Source organism: Pseudovibrio sp. W64 (genome assembly GCF_001623145.1).
Classification (GTDB): domain Bacteria; phylum Pseudomonadota; class Alphaproteobacteria; order Rhizobiales; family Stappiaceae; genus Pseudovibrio.
Window position 1 is genome coordinate 832,013 of sequence record NZ_LMCI01000038.1, and the last position, 13,524, is coordinate 845,536.

General features: G+C 51.6%; 10 protein-coding genes. 4 read left to right on the forward strand and 6 right to left on the reverse strand.

What is annotated here, in order from left to right:
- Window positions 1-110 precede the first annotated feature (110 nt).
- The 3 genes from PsW64_RS20420 (at window position 111) to PsW64_RS20430 (ending at window position 3,376) form a co-directional block, all read left to right on the forward strand.
- Window positions 111-1,001, forward strand: coding sequence for a YicC/YloC family endoribonuclease (locus tag PsW64_RS20420; RefSeq protein ID WP_063304763.1), 891 nt, complete (start codon window positions 111-113; stop codon window positions 999-1,001).
- Between the two features lie 92 nt (window positions 1,002-1,093).
- Complete coding sequence (gene gmk, locus PsW64_RS20425) at window positions 1,094-1,786, forward strand: guanylate kinase (protein ID WP_063296518.1); 693 nt, start codon at window positions 1,094-1,096, stop codon at window positions 1,784-1,786.
- A 210-nt stretch (window positions 1,787-1,996) separates the two neighbouring features.
- Window positions 1,997-3,376: a multicopper oxidase family protein gene (locus PsW64_RS20430; protein ID WP_063304764.1), complete on the forward strand. Its 1,380-nt coding sequence runs from the start codon at window positions 1,997-1,999 to the stop codon at window positions 3,374-3,376.
- Window positions 3,377-3,461: 85 nt separating this feature from the next.
- Here PsW64_RS20430 and rsmA read toward each other — a convergent pair whose 3' ends face one another.
- The 6 genes from rsmA to lptF form a co-directional block, all read right to left on the reverse strand.
- Window positions 3,462-4,301, reverse strand: coding sequence for a 16S rRNA (adenine(1518)-N(6)/adenine(1519)-N(6))-dimethyltransferase RsmA (rsmA, locus tag PsW64_RS20435; protein WP_063304765.1), 840 nt, complete (start codon window positions 4,299-4,301; stop codon window positions 3,462-3,464).
- Window positions 4,301-5,317, reverse strand: a complete 1,017-nt coding sequence (pdxA, locus tag PsW64_RS20440) for a 4-hydroxythreonine-4-phosphate dehydrogenase PdxA (RefSeq protein WP_063304766.1) — start codon at window positions 5,315-5,317, stop codon at window positions 4,301-4,303. Before pdxA ends, rsmA begins: the two co-directional genes overlap by 1 nt.
- 34 nt (window positions 5,318-5,351) lie before the next feature.
- Entirely contained in the window at window positions 5,352-6,293 is a 942-nt protein-coding gene (locus tag PsW64_RS20445) for a SurA N-terminal domain-containing protein (RefSeq protein ID WP_063291857.1), read from the reverse strand.
- A 208-nt stretch (window positions 6,294-6,501) separates the two neighbouring features.
- On the reverse strand, window positions 6,502-8,904 hold the full coding sequence (locus PsW64_RS20450; RefSeq protein ID WP_063304767.1) for an LPS-assembly protein LptD: 2,403 nt from the start codon (window positions 8,902-8,904) through the stop codon (window positions 6,502-6,504).
- Window positions 8,904-9,995: an LPS export ABC transporter permease LptG gene (gene lptG / locus PsW64_RS20455; protein WP_063304768.1), complete on the reverse strand. Its 1,092-nt coding sequence runs from the start codon at window positions 9,993-9,995 to the stop codon at window positions 8,904-8,906. Before lptG ends, PsW64_RS20450 begins: the two co-directional genes overlap by 1 nt.
- Entirely contained in the window at window positions 9,995-11,188 is a 1,194-nt protein-coding gene (gene lptF, locus PsW64_RS20460; protein WP_208980903.1) for an LPS export ABC transporter permease LptF, read from the reverse strand. Before lptF ends, lptG begins: the two co-directional genes overlap by 1 nt.
- Before the next feature lie 284 nt (window positions 11,189-11,472).
- Here lptF and PsW64_RS20465 point away from each other — a divergent pair, with 284 nt between their 5' ends.
- Complete coding sequence (locus PsW64_RS20465; protein WP_063299400.1) at window positions 11,473-12,963, forward strand: leucyl aminopeptidase; 1,491 nt, start codon at window positions 11,473-11,475, stop codon at window positions 12,961-12,963.
- Window positions 12,964-13,524: the final 561 nt, after the last annotated feature.

Genomic DNA, 13,524 nt, shown 5'->3' on the forward strand with positions numbered 1-13,524 from the left:
AACGACATACCTCATGGGCATGGACCGATTTCACGGGTAAGCTCAGGGCCAGCAAATATTGAATGAGAACGCCAACGAACAGACGGTGTTCAGATGAGGAGTTTCAAGGGATGGCACTGGCGAGCATGACCGGCTTTGCGCGCGTGGAAAGCAGCTATGAAGAGACACGCTGGGTGTGGGAACTCCGTTCCGTCAATGGCAAAGGCATGGATGCACGCTTGCGCCTGCCTCAGGGGCTGGACGGAGTTGAAGCGGAAGTGCGCAAGCGCCTCGCTGCGAAGCTGAAACGCGGCAACGTCTCTGTAGGCCTGCAGATGCAACGTTCGCAGTCTGACACGGCGCTGGTTGTAAATGAAGACGCTCTTGAGCAAGTACTCAAAGCCATCTCCATTCTGCGGGACCGCCTGCCAGATGCGCCTGAGCCAACACTCGACGGTATTTTGGGCTATAAGGGCGTTTTGGAGTTTGAAGAAGCTGAAGAGAGCGAAGATGAAAAGAACGCTCAGATTGCGGCTCTTCTGTCATCCTTTGATGAAGCACTGAACGAGCTTGTCGAAATGCGCAGAAGCGAAGGCAACGCCATTGCCACTCTGCTGAAGGGCCAGGTCGATACCATTGAGGCATTGGCCCGGCAAGCTGAGGACCTGCCCTCCCGCAGCCCGGAGGCCATTCGCGCCCGCCTTGAAACTCAGGTCAACGAGCTGCTTCAGGCGAGCAGCCAGCTTGATCCTCAGCGCTTGCATCAGGAAGCAGCTGTTCTTGCCACCAAAGCAGACATCCGTGAAGAACTAGACCGACTTTACGCGCACGTGGAAGCTGTCGGTGACTTGCTCGTCAAAGGTGGGGCCATCGGACGTCGCCTCGATTTCCTGGCACAGGAATTTAACCGCGAAGCAAACACACTTTGTTCTAAATCCAACAGCGTAGAGCTGACAGCAATCGGGCTTGAACTGAAAACAGTGATCGACCAGCTTCGCGAACAAACTCAAAACATCGAGTGAAGCGGTGCTGCGAAAATCAGGGATCGGTTTTCGCAGCAGAACATGAAGACAAGAGTTTGAAGTGCAGATAAGCAAAAGAAGACAGAACCAATATGACCTCTAAAAAATCAGATGGGACAACCGTATCAGCTCAGGACATCGAAGAGGCGCGCCGCGGCTTTATGCTGGTGTTAGCTGCGCCCTCCGGAGCTGGGAAGGGAACGATCGCAAACAAACTGCTGGCTGATGACGACAAACTGGCGCTCTCTGTGTCAGCAACGACCCGTCAACGCCGCGCAGCCGAAGAGCACGGCGTTCATTACTACTTTCTCGAAACGGATGAGTTCGAACGCAAGATCAAAGCCAACGAACTTCTGGAATGGGCCAAGGTCCACGACAACTATTACGGCACTCCGCGTGAACCGGTTGATGCCAGCCTGAACGCAGGTAAGGACATCCTGTTTGATATTGATATCGCAGGCGTGCGCCAGCTGCAGGAACAAGCCGGAGAAGACGTTGTTGCCATCTTCGTTTTGCCGCCATCAATCGCAGAAATGCACGCCCGCCTGACAGGCCGTGGAGATGACGATGACGCAGCCATCAAACGCCGCATGAAGACAGCGATTGACGAGGTCTCCGGTTGGCAGGAGTTTGACTATATCATCGTAAATGATGACCTGGATAAAGCCGTTGCAACAGTGCAATCAATCATCGCAAGTGAACGTCTGAAACGGGTTCGCCTGCCAAAACTCTCCGGGAAGATGGAAGGTATGATTGCCGACCTGAAGTCCACCATTGCTGAATAATCAGACAAGAACAATGTAAAATCTTGTAAATTCAGAATGTTGACGTGGTTTTGTGATTCAAACTATTAGCTACTTGAATCAAATTATGAGCCAGATACAAGCAGGGCGTTATTTGCAAGAGCAGGTGCCCTGCAAAACAGCAGCCGTCGTGAGTGAATAGCCATTGACCAGCCAAGTACAGAGACGGGCTGAACTCGAGGACAAAGAGCGATGATCACACGACGTCAGGCGCTGAAAGGCGCTTTGTTTGGCGGGGCTGCTGTTGCTGGCGGCTTGGCTGGCGCCTCCAGCCTTTGGGCAGTTCCAAAACGGCATGACATGATTGCACGCAACATCGATCATCAATTGATGAGCGGTGCACCTGCAACAAAAAACATGTTCACCTTTGGGGATGCAATGCCACCAACCCTGCGCGTGAAGCAGGGGCAGCCGTTCCATAGCCGTCTCATTAACAAGCTGGAAGAGCCGACAACCATCCACTGGCACGGCATGCGCCTGCCCAATGATATGGACGGCGTAGCATTCCTGACCCAGCACTACGTGTACACCGACGATCATTTCGACTATCGCTTCACACCACACGATGCAGGTACATTCTGGTATCACCCGCACTGTAACTCGCTGGAACAACTGTCTTACGGCATGACTGGTTTGATGATCGTGGAAGAGGATGAAGATCCGGGGTTCGATCACGACATCCCAGTGAACCTACGCGACTTCCGCCTTGGCAGTGATGGTCAGTTCGTCAAACTGTTCCAGCCACGCAAATCCGCGCGAGCAGGGACATTTGGAACACTCCGCACGTCCAACTGGCAATCCGCGCCAGTTATGGATGTAAAAGCGGGCTCACTCGTCCGCCTGCGCCTGTGCGTTACTGATGTAACTCGCATTTACAAACTGTCCTTCCCACAAGGCACGGATGCAAAGGTCATCGCCATAGATGGCAATCCGGTTGAACCATTTGCAGTCAACAAGCTGGCATTGGGGCCGGGGCAGCGTGCGGACATCGCAATACGTATTCCAGATGGAGAAGGGGAGCAAATTGAGCTGACCAACTTCTCTTCATCCTCTCCATGGCCGGTGCTGTCACTGAGAGCGATCGGGCAATCCTTGAACCGCGACCTGCGTGAGATCAAACCGTTGCCAGCCAATCCGATCCCGCAGCCTGATCTGAAAAACGCGGAGTACATCCCGCTGGAGTTCTCGGCCACAGCAGAAAAACGACCAGCCAATCCAATCTGCGGAAGTCTGGGATTCTCATTCTGGGCGGTCAATAAAGAGGCATGGCAAGGCGCAGAGCGCGGCCCATTAGATCCGGTGCAAATTCTCAAGCGCGACAAGTCTTATGTGTTCGAGTTCATCAACCGAACCCCGCACACGCATCCGATCCATATCCACGGCATGACCTTTCAGCTCCTAAAGAGCAACAAACGCCAGCTCGCCCCATGGTGGACCGACACCGCGCTCGTGCTGCCAGACGAACGCGTACAAGTCGCCGTGCGCCCGGACTACGAAGGTGACTGGCTCATGCACTGCCACATCATAGAACACCAGGAAAGCGGCATGACCGCCTTCATGCGCGTGGAGTAAAATCACTTCTGCGAAGACACCGAAAAGCCTTGTGCTCGGATAAAATCTCAAGGCTTTATCAGGTTAGAAACTGAACGAGCTTGCTCTATTTCTTGTCAAAAGCATGTGCCAGGGCAATGAAGCCAGCCACATCGATCTCTTCTGCGCGGGCAGTTGGCTTGAGGCCGGCAGCTTCGATACGATCCTCCGCATCTGGCTTAAGGCCTTTTAAGCTTGCTCTGAGCATTTTACGGCGCTGACCAAAGGCATGAGCGGTTACTCGCTCTAACGCTTTCAAAGGGCACTCCAGAGGCTTCTCGCGCGGGTGTAGTTGCACAACAGCGGACGTCACCTTTGGTGGAGGGGTGAAAGCCTTTGGGTTCAGATCAAAAAGTATATCCGTATGACACCGCCAGTTTGCCAAAACGCCGAGGCGGCCATAGGCTTTATTGCCTGTTTCAGCAACAATGCGCTGTCCGACTTCTTTCTGGAACATCAATGTCAGAGAATCCCAGAACGGAGGCCACTCATCAGTTGTCAGCCACCCAAGCAGCAGTTGCGTACCCACATTGTAAGGCAGGTTAGCGATAATCTTGATCGAGCCGTCAGCAAGGTCAGCAGGATTGTACTTGAGGGCATCACCCTCAATCACTTCCAGCTTGCCATTGTAGTGCTCTGAAATCTGAGAAAGCACAGGCAAGCATCGCGTGTCTTTCTCAATCGCAACCACCTTCTTGGCACCAGCAGCAAGCAAGGCGCGTGTCAAACCACCGGGGCCTGGGCCAACTTCAACAACGGTGCAGTTGCTCAGATCCCCGGCACTGCGGGCGATGCGCGAGGTAAGGTTGAGGTCCAGAAGAAAATTCTGACCAAGGGATTTGCGGGCATCGAGCCCATGCTCTGCAATCACCTCACGCAGAGGTGGCAGATCATCAATTTGTGCCATTAAACGAGCTCAGGTTGTGCGAGGGCTGCTGCAAGGCGCAGGGAAGCCATCAAGCTGTTTGGAGAGGCCTTATTCGTTCCCGCAATGGAAAATGCGGTTCCGTGATCAGGTGATGTGCGCACATAGGGGAGGCCGAGTGTCACATTCACAGCTTCATCAAAGGCCAGAGTTTTGACAGGAATGAGCGCCTGATCATGATACATGGCTACAGCCACATCATAGGTATCCAGCGCTTCACTGTGGAACATGGTGTCAGCGGGCAAAGGACCACGAGCATCTATGCCTTCACTGCGCAGTTGGGCAATAGCTGGAGAAATTGTTTCGATCTCTTCCGTCCCCATAGCGCCACCTTCACCTGCATGAGGGTTGAGACCTGCAATCGCGATACGTGGTGAGGCAATGCCAAACCGTTCGATCATGTCTTTGTTGATGGCCCGGCAACGGTCGACGATGAGATCCTTCGTCACCAGCTTTGGTACGTCCACTATTGGAACATGGACCGTAAGCGGAACAGCCATCAGCTCAGGACCAGCCAACAACATGATTGGTTCCACGTCCTTGTCCCAGTAGGTTTTCGCCAGATCGCCAAGAAATTCGGTGTGACCCGGATGATGAAAACCAGCGTCATAAAGGATTTTCTTGGAGATAGGGTTGGTGACAACCGCTGAAGCCCTGCCATCCTTCACATGCCGTACCGCAGTCTCGATGGATTCGATGACAAGAGCAGCATTTGTGCCAGAAGGAGCGCCGGGACTAACCTGGACCGGGCCAGAGAGAGGAACCACCGGAAGAGCCTCATCAAAACAGTCACATGCGGCTTCTGGTTCCACCACTTTAATTGGGATTTTCAATCCGAGATGCTTTGCGCGGGCTTTGAGGAGCTCTGGATCGCATAGGACGTAGAACGGCTGAACAGCTTGTTCAAAGCGAACTTTCCACGTTTTAAGCGTAATATCAGGTCCAATACCTGCAGGCTCGCCCATTGTCAGGGCGAGCGCCAATTTCACTCTGCGCATAATAAAAAAACATCTCCTGCTGCTGATCAGGCGATCAACGCTGCTCGATTACAGCATTGGAGCGCAGGTCACGAAGGTAACGGCGAGAAAGCTGTTGCCCTTTTTTATTCCGCAACTCGCCCTCGATAGTGCTTCGCGCAGTCGCATCACTGTTGATTGTCTCTTTACCACAAAGAGCAATCATCTCAAATCCGGAGTCTACAGGGGTAGGCGCTGTGACGCGGCCGATAGAGATTTTATTCAGCTTTTGCACGAAGGCTGCTGGCAGATCAGTTTCAAGGCGTTTGCCGATTGGACGCACGATAACTTCATTCAAACCGGATGCAATGCGCGTTCCTTCTTCACAAGATGTGAAGCGGGCTCGAAGCTTCTTCATTTCAGTGACGCGTTTGTTTTTGAAGGACTTGCTGGACTTCTTAGGGACGACAAAAATGATGCGCTGCAGATCGTACTCAACGCTGGTTGCACCATTGTCATCTTTGTTTTCTTTGCCCTGAAGAGCAGCAATCACGTCTGACTCATTAATCCGAACGGTCGCGCGAAATCGCTGCATGACAACTTCAGACCAGGAAATTTCAGCACGAAGGCGATTTTTCAGTGTGCGAGGATTAACACCGCTTTGAGAAAGCGCTTGCTTGAATTGAGAAGGCGAGAGTTTAACGCGCTGTGCGATCGTTGCAAAAGCATCATCAACTTTCTTGTCAGCGATTGAAACTCCGACCCGCTTTGCCTCTTCAAGCTTCAGCGCTTCATCAATCAGCTCATCCTTAGCTTTCCTTTTGGCAACGCTGGACGGTGCCCGTGTGGTGAGCGTGATAAGCTTAGACCGCTGTTGCAGTTCATAACTGGTAATCGGACGGCCATTGACGACAGCAACGATTTTACTTGCGGCTTCCGCAGAAGTAAGCATCGGACCAAGTGGCGCCAGCATGCTGGCAGCGACAACAAGCGAAGCACAGAAGCGAGTAAGTTTCATTTTGTTAAGCTCTCCGTCCCAAAGGCGATTGCCCTCAATGGACGCTCCCTAGATAGCACTGGTGCATATTTGGCACAGCTTGACTCAAATTAGAAGGGTGCAGCCCGGAAAAATTTATTCAAACTAATAATAACAAATGTAGGCGACATTCTGTCATGCCTCTGGCTATTTCCTGTGCACAGCCAGAGGTTTAAGCTTATCTACTTACTCAATCATTTGGGGATGAGTCAGAAGTTGAGGTCGAAAGGCTGGTATCTCCAATGGTTCTGAGACCGAATCGGAAGAAGAAGATCCGCTCTACGGGCTCACCATTGTTCCGGCTTCTGTCCTCGCCGTACGAGAGTGAAGCGGAGAAACCTTCGTCGTCATAACCAAGACCAACAGTGTCCTGAACAATGTTCTCGTTGATCATGTCATAACGCAGTGAACCAAAGACACGCCAGTTTTCCTGCAAGTTCAGATTTAAGGCACCAACAAGCTCAGAGCGCTGTTCATCAATCCCAGCGTCTGGACGCTCCGCCAAATAGGCGTAGGATAGAACTGTCGAAGCTGGACCATAACGACCACTTGCGCTGACTTCTGCCCGTTCTACGCCAAAGTCATGTTCGCTAAAGCGTGCGTTCCCGCCAACTCGGAAACCAGTGTTGGTGTCGAAATAAAGGCTCGTCACATAGTCAGACCCTGCAGTCTGCAAGCCAGAGTCGCCTGTTGAATCGAGAATGCCTGGAACTGAATAGGAGTTCTGGCCGGCAAGCTGGAAGGAGCGACCAAATAAGCCGCTGATAAACGACCCTTTGTCAAACTGCAGCTTGTACTGCAAACCTAAGTTTGCACGAGTGCCACCCTCATTACGATCGAAGCCTGAGAATTTATCCCACTCAAACAGCGTGGAAGCGTCAAACACGATAGACTGTGCGTCTTCGTTTGGCAGTTCTCCAATTGCCGCCTCGTTCGGACGAACAATGATCTGTGCGATGGGCTCGATAACCTGATTGCCACCGTTAAATGTTGCAAGGAATGGATAACGGTATTCCAAACCAATCGCAGGCATACCTCGGAAGACAACAGACTCATCTGAAAGAGCTGTCACATTATTATCTGCACTTGCGAGAAAATACAGGTTGGTCTTTGCATAGGCAAACGGTGTGAACACCTGACCAATCGGATCGATAAGTGTGCGCTGCCAGGTCAGATTCGCGCTTAGACGAGTAAACGTTCCTTCCACACCACGAAAACGATTCTGGCCATTCACTGAGAACGCATCAGTCGTCTCACGTGTTAGACTTGTGAGGTTGCCATCGTAATTCAGTTGCCCACCAACAACAGATTTTTCGAAATAAATCGCGTTGTCTATAACAGGATGAACAAAAGGCTGCTTCTCTTGAAGGTCTGCATTGACTTGAGAAAACGGCCCAATCGGATTCATTGGCTGGGTTGGGCTTGGGTTGTCTTCCTGTGAAATCTGGAAGGCATATGCATTTGCATCAAAGAGATTGCGCTTTGTTTCGCCTTGCAAGTAAATGCGAGATACTTCTTGAGCGCTACCAAAACGAGCAAAGCCGTAATCTTGGCGGAATGCCCGGTCGGTTGCATAAGTAATGTCCCAGCCGGTTTGCCAACGTTGACTCAGATCGAAGCTTCCGTCTGTATTGACAATGAAGCGACCACGTACATCGCCGCTGGAGCCATTAAAGGCACTTGGGTCTGCCTGAGAGATCCCGCCAAGTGAAATATTGTAGGAACCAGTGTCAAACTGTTGCCGCCAATCCAGCTGGCCCAGTACACCCTGCTGCGTGAGCGGCGTGAGTGTCACGGTTAGATCGTATGTTGGCGAAAGGGACCAGTAATATGGAATCGCGGCACCAAAACCGAGGCGGTTCTTAGTGACGAAACGAGGCAGAAGGAACCCGGATTTGCGACCGACTGATGGGTCAGCAATTGAGAAGTAAGGGATCTTAGCGATCGTATTCCCGAACAGCTCAATGGAAGCACCCTCAAAATAGATGCGCTGCTTTTGCTGATTGTGGATGATCGTTGTTGACTTGATCCGCCACAACGGAGGCTTGGGAGCCTTCTTATAGACAGAATAAGTACCATTCCTCAGTGTAGTGATGTTGTCATTAGAGCGTTCAGCGCTCTCAGCAACGAAATGCGTAAACTGAGGAGTGTCAATCTGCAAAGCATTGACGAAGCCCTCAGAGAAATCATCACTCAAAGTCAGATTGTCTGCAAGAATGAGATTGCCATCAGGCTCTGTCATTTCCACATTGCCGTGCGCAGAAAACTTGCCGTCCTTACGATTGTAAGTCACACGATCTGCGAGCAATGTGTAGTTGTCAAAGTAGATCTCAACACTACCCGTCGCGATAATGACGTCATTGTCAAAATCATAGCGAAGCTCTTTAGCTTCAAGCAACATTGGTTGAGATGTGTCGACAGCCTGCTGAGCAGACTGTGAAAGGTCGATCTGCGCAACAGCAGGCGCGCTGAGGACCGCAAGGCCAGCGCCGCACAGCAGAGCAACTGCAGAGACAGTGCGAAGGTATTCTGGCGATACGCAGCCAGCACCAACTCGCTTGATTTTCTGTTTCAGGATCAAGGCCGAACCCATCAACCATCCTCCTGATTCAACAGAATTGTAAAACCCATAAGAACCCCAAATACGCCAGGTGCCCATGCTGCAACCGTTGTGGGAACGATTCCAGCACCGCCCAGATCCTTTGAGACTTCGGAAACGGCATAAAGCACGAAACCAGCAATAATGCCCCAAACGATCAAGCGGCCAATCCCCCCAAAACGCGATACACGCAGCGAAACAGCAGCAGCAATGACAATCATTGCCACAAGTAACAGGGGTTTGGCTAGAAGAGTCTGATATTGTAAAGAATACCTATACGCGGGTAGTCCAGCCCTTTGGGATAACTCAATAAAGCGTGGAAGACTCCAAAAACTAATAGATTCCGGCGAACCTATGCTCTCCTTGACCTCCGTCGGGGTCAAAAAAGTACTGACAGAGTAGTTCCCATAATGCTGTGGATCAGTGTCCACAGCATAGACAACAGCATCAGTTAGCCGCCACATGCCCTCAGCTAGAACAGCGCGCCGTGCTTCGATTCTCTCTGAGAACTGGCCTTGGCGATCAAAAGAGAAGATCGTGACACCATTGAGTGACGCGCCTTGCCCGCTAGTATGGCGTGCGTGAAGAACGGATTCACCATCAGTGCCATTCTGCCTGAGCCAAACCTCGCCAGATCCTTCCAGCAAATAAGTTTGCTCCACACTGAACAAGCCTTCGGCCACTTCATCGGACTTCTGCTGCAGATAAACCGCGCCAGGATTATAGCCAATCACAGCAGCAATGCCGATGAACAGGCCAGTCAGAAGAGCAGGGGCAGTAAACTGCCAGACCGAAATACCAGCTGCTCGTGCAACTACGAGTTCAAGGCTTCTGGAGAGCGTGACAAACGCCCAGATTGAGCCAAAAAGGACGGCAAACGGTATGACCTGTTCAAGCAGAAGTGGGACACGCAAGGCAGAGATTGCAGCAATGCGCAGAAGGGAGAAGCCCTCACGATCGCCACCACGACGAACAAGCTCAAGCACGTCAAACAATAAGATCAACACTGCGGCAAACAGAAAGAGGGCCAGAATCGACTTCAAAAACCGTTTGGATATGTAAAGATTAAGCGTTCTTCCGGTCATTACAGTCCTGCTGTCCCTTGGTTCTTGCGGCCTACCAATTTGGAGAACACACGACCAATGCCATTAAAGAGGCTTTGTGTTCCATCGACCAGACGCTGAACAAACCAAGGTCTTCTGTTCAGGCTAATGGACCACGCAGCAAGCGCAATTGCGATTATTGGGATTGCGTAGAGCAATGGGAACATATCTGGAGCTGAACTCACGATGAGCGTTGCGCCAAAACCTGCTGTTCTGAGCAGGGTCGCAACTGCGATTGTTGTTGTTATTGCAAGGCCTTGGTCCTGACGAGTGGTCTTGGGTGAACCCAGGAAAGCATAGATGATCAGGCCAAAGGCAATAGGGTAAAGCGGGACACTTAAACGGTCGTGGAATTCCACAACTAGCTTGTCCCAATGCTTTGCGGCGTAAGAATCATCAGGGCTTGCACTCAGCAATTCGAAGGTTGGACGCTCACTTGCCTTGAATGTTGGCTCCCGAGCTTCGGGAATCATAGAGGACAGATCGAAGCCATAACTCTCAAAGCTGACGATGGACATATCCTGCCCACCTTTCGGGCGGCGTTGGATCGTCCCATCAATCATGACAAGCAGTGTTTTGTCCGCAGCCTCGATAATTCGCCCAGTTTCAGCCGTGTAGGTAAATGAGGTCTCCGGATCGCGGGCATCATCCAGCAAAAGGCCTTCAAGGACCCCATCGCCGCTTCTGTTTCGGATGTGGAAGGTCAGATTCTCTTCAATCGGAATGAAACGCCCGGGCTTGATGATGTTGGCGACCAGATCAACACGCACACGTGTCAGCTCACTACGCAGTTCCGCCAAGCCTGTCGGGGACAGATACATGGACAGGAAGTACATCAGGGCCGTGATCGTAAGCGAAAATACCATGATCGGCCGAAGAACAAGCGACTTGGAAGCGCCCGAAGCGTTGATGACGATAAGCTCACTGTCGCGGGACATGCTGTTAAGCACGATTATAAACGCCAGCATCATTGCGAAGGGGGCAACGATCAGGATGAGGAAAGGCAGAGCCAGTGCTGTAATGTAACCAAACTGCAGAAGGGTCTGGCCTTTTGAAGTAACCAGATCCAGTTGGCGCAGCGCTTGGGTGGACCAGACGACGCCAGTCATGGCGGCCAGTGTCACAATAAAGGCGGTAAAGCTGCGTTTGACGATGTAGCGTTCAATAGTTTTCATTGTGCCGTGCAACAGAACCTTTTCTTGTTCGTTATGGGAGAGGCCAAGCCGCAAAATGATTCAAGTCCACTCAATAACACGGAATACGGCAGAAAGCCGGATCACCGGATCTTTTAATGAATAAACTCGCAAGTTTCTTCACATAGCCTTGAAACGGGACCATTATCGCGCCATGTTCTGCCATGAATTTTAAGAGTAGCTGGACCACGCGTCCGCCTGTGGTCGCTAGCATATTCTGCTAGAAATTGCCTATCGCAGGTCATCCCGAGGAAAGAAACGACATAATGACGCAATTCACATCCATTAAGATCGCGCAGTATTCTGATGCAACAGCACCCGTTCAGGTCGTCTTTGCAGGTGAAGAACTCAGCTTTGCAGCAGAAGCTGAGGGTGTGATGGGCTCTGCTGGAAAAACTGTTGAGCGCGCTGCAAAAACTGCTGATTTCACAGGTAAGAAGTCCGGCATCATGCACTTGCTCGCTCCAGAAGGTATGGATGCAGACCGTTTGATCGTTGCAGGCCTTGGCAAAGTTGACGATTTGAAAGAGCAGGACTGGGTTAATCTGGGCGGTGAAGTTGCGGGCAAATTGCTAGCGCTCAAAGCAGAAGGTGCAGAAGTGACCTTCCCAGCAGCAGCAACTGCTCAGCAGGCAGCAGATTTTGCGCAGGGCGCTTTGCTGCGTGGCTACAAGTTCGACACCTACCGCACTGTTAAGAAAGAAGCAGACGGCGACAAAGCCTGCGAAATCACGTTGAAGGTGCAGGATGCAGCAGCAGTGGCGCCACTCTGGGCAGAAGCTGAGGCTGTAGCAGAAGGCACACTTCTCGCACGTACTCTTGTTGATGAGCCTGCCAACACGCTTGGCCCGGTTGAGTTCGCTGCAAAAGCACAACAGCTCTCTGAATTCGGCGTGGAAGTTGAGATCCTTGACGAAGCCGAGATGCAGGAACTGGGCATGAATGCGCTACTGGCCGTTGGTCAGGGGTCTGTTCGTCCTTCCCGTTTGGCTATCATGAAATGGAATGGTGGCAAGGAAGGCGAAGCTCCAATCGCATTCGTTGGCAAAGGCGTTGTTTTTGATACAGGTGGTATCTCCCTGAAGCCGGGCGCTGGCATGGAAGACATGAAGGGCGACATGGGCGGCGCCGCAGCTGTCATCGGCCTCATGAAAGCTCTTGCTGGCCGTAAAGCTGCAGTCAACGCAATCTGCGTGCTGGGTCTGGTGGAAAATATGCCAGATGGCAACGCGATCCGTCCAGGCGACATCGTCAAAACCATGTCTGGGCAGACCGTTGAGATCCTCAACACCGATGCAGAAGGCCGCTTGGTGCTGGGTGATGCGCTTTGGTACACGCAAAGCCGTTTTGAACCGAAGTTCATGGTAGACTTGGCAACCCTGACGGGCGCTTGTCTGGTTGCTCTGGGTGGCCACCGCGCAGGTGTCTTCTCTGCTGATGATGAGCTGGCAGCGCAGATCTGCGAAGCTGGTGAAACCACTGCAGAAAAAATGTGGCGTCTTCCATTGGGTGATGAGTACGACAAGATGGTCGACACTCCAAATGCAGACATGCGCAACACCGGCGGCAGCCGTTGGGGTGGTGCAAGCACTGCAGCTGTTTATCTGCAGCGTCACACGAATGAGGCCAAGTGGGCACACATCGATGTGGCCGGCACTGCAATGGGCTCCAAGAAAAACGCAATCTCTCAGGGCTGGGCATCTGGCTTCGGCGTGCGCGCACTGAACCGCATGATCAAAGATCATTACGAAGGTTAAGCCCTGCATCAGGCAACAAAATGCCTGCGCTAAATTAAATGAAAAAAGGCCGGTCACAGAAGCTGTGGCTGGCCTTTTTTTGCTGCTCATCACTGAGACTACAGAGACTTCTCTATGACGGCAAAAAAAGAACCCCACTTCAAACTGAAGAGGGGCATTCTTGATTTTAAAAGAGTTCAATGCGCTAAGCGCTATATTCAAAGAAAATTTTATATTTGAAAGAATTAGTTGGCTTTCCAGTCAATCAGCAGGTCTGATAATGAGTACAGGAGCTGGAGGCTTCTGGAAGCATTGCACCCACTGCAGCAGTTACGCCAACAAGACCGGATACAAGAGCAAAAAACAATACAATACGCGCTGCCATTTGGTCGTTTCCTAAATATACAATGCCTGCGGTCCCACAACACCACAGAGATGAGAGCATTTCACCCTCCATAATTTGGCGTCGGTTTCGCTAAGCTTAACACCACACCGAAATTCCCCAGGAATGAGGTTAAGTCTAGCCCTATAAAGCGTCTGGGTTGGGTTTATCAACGATTCCTATGAATATCCCGATGTAAT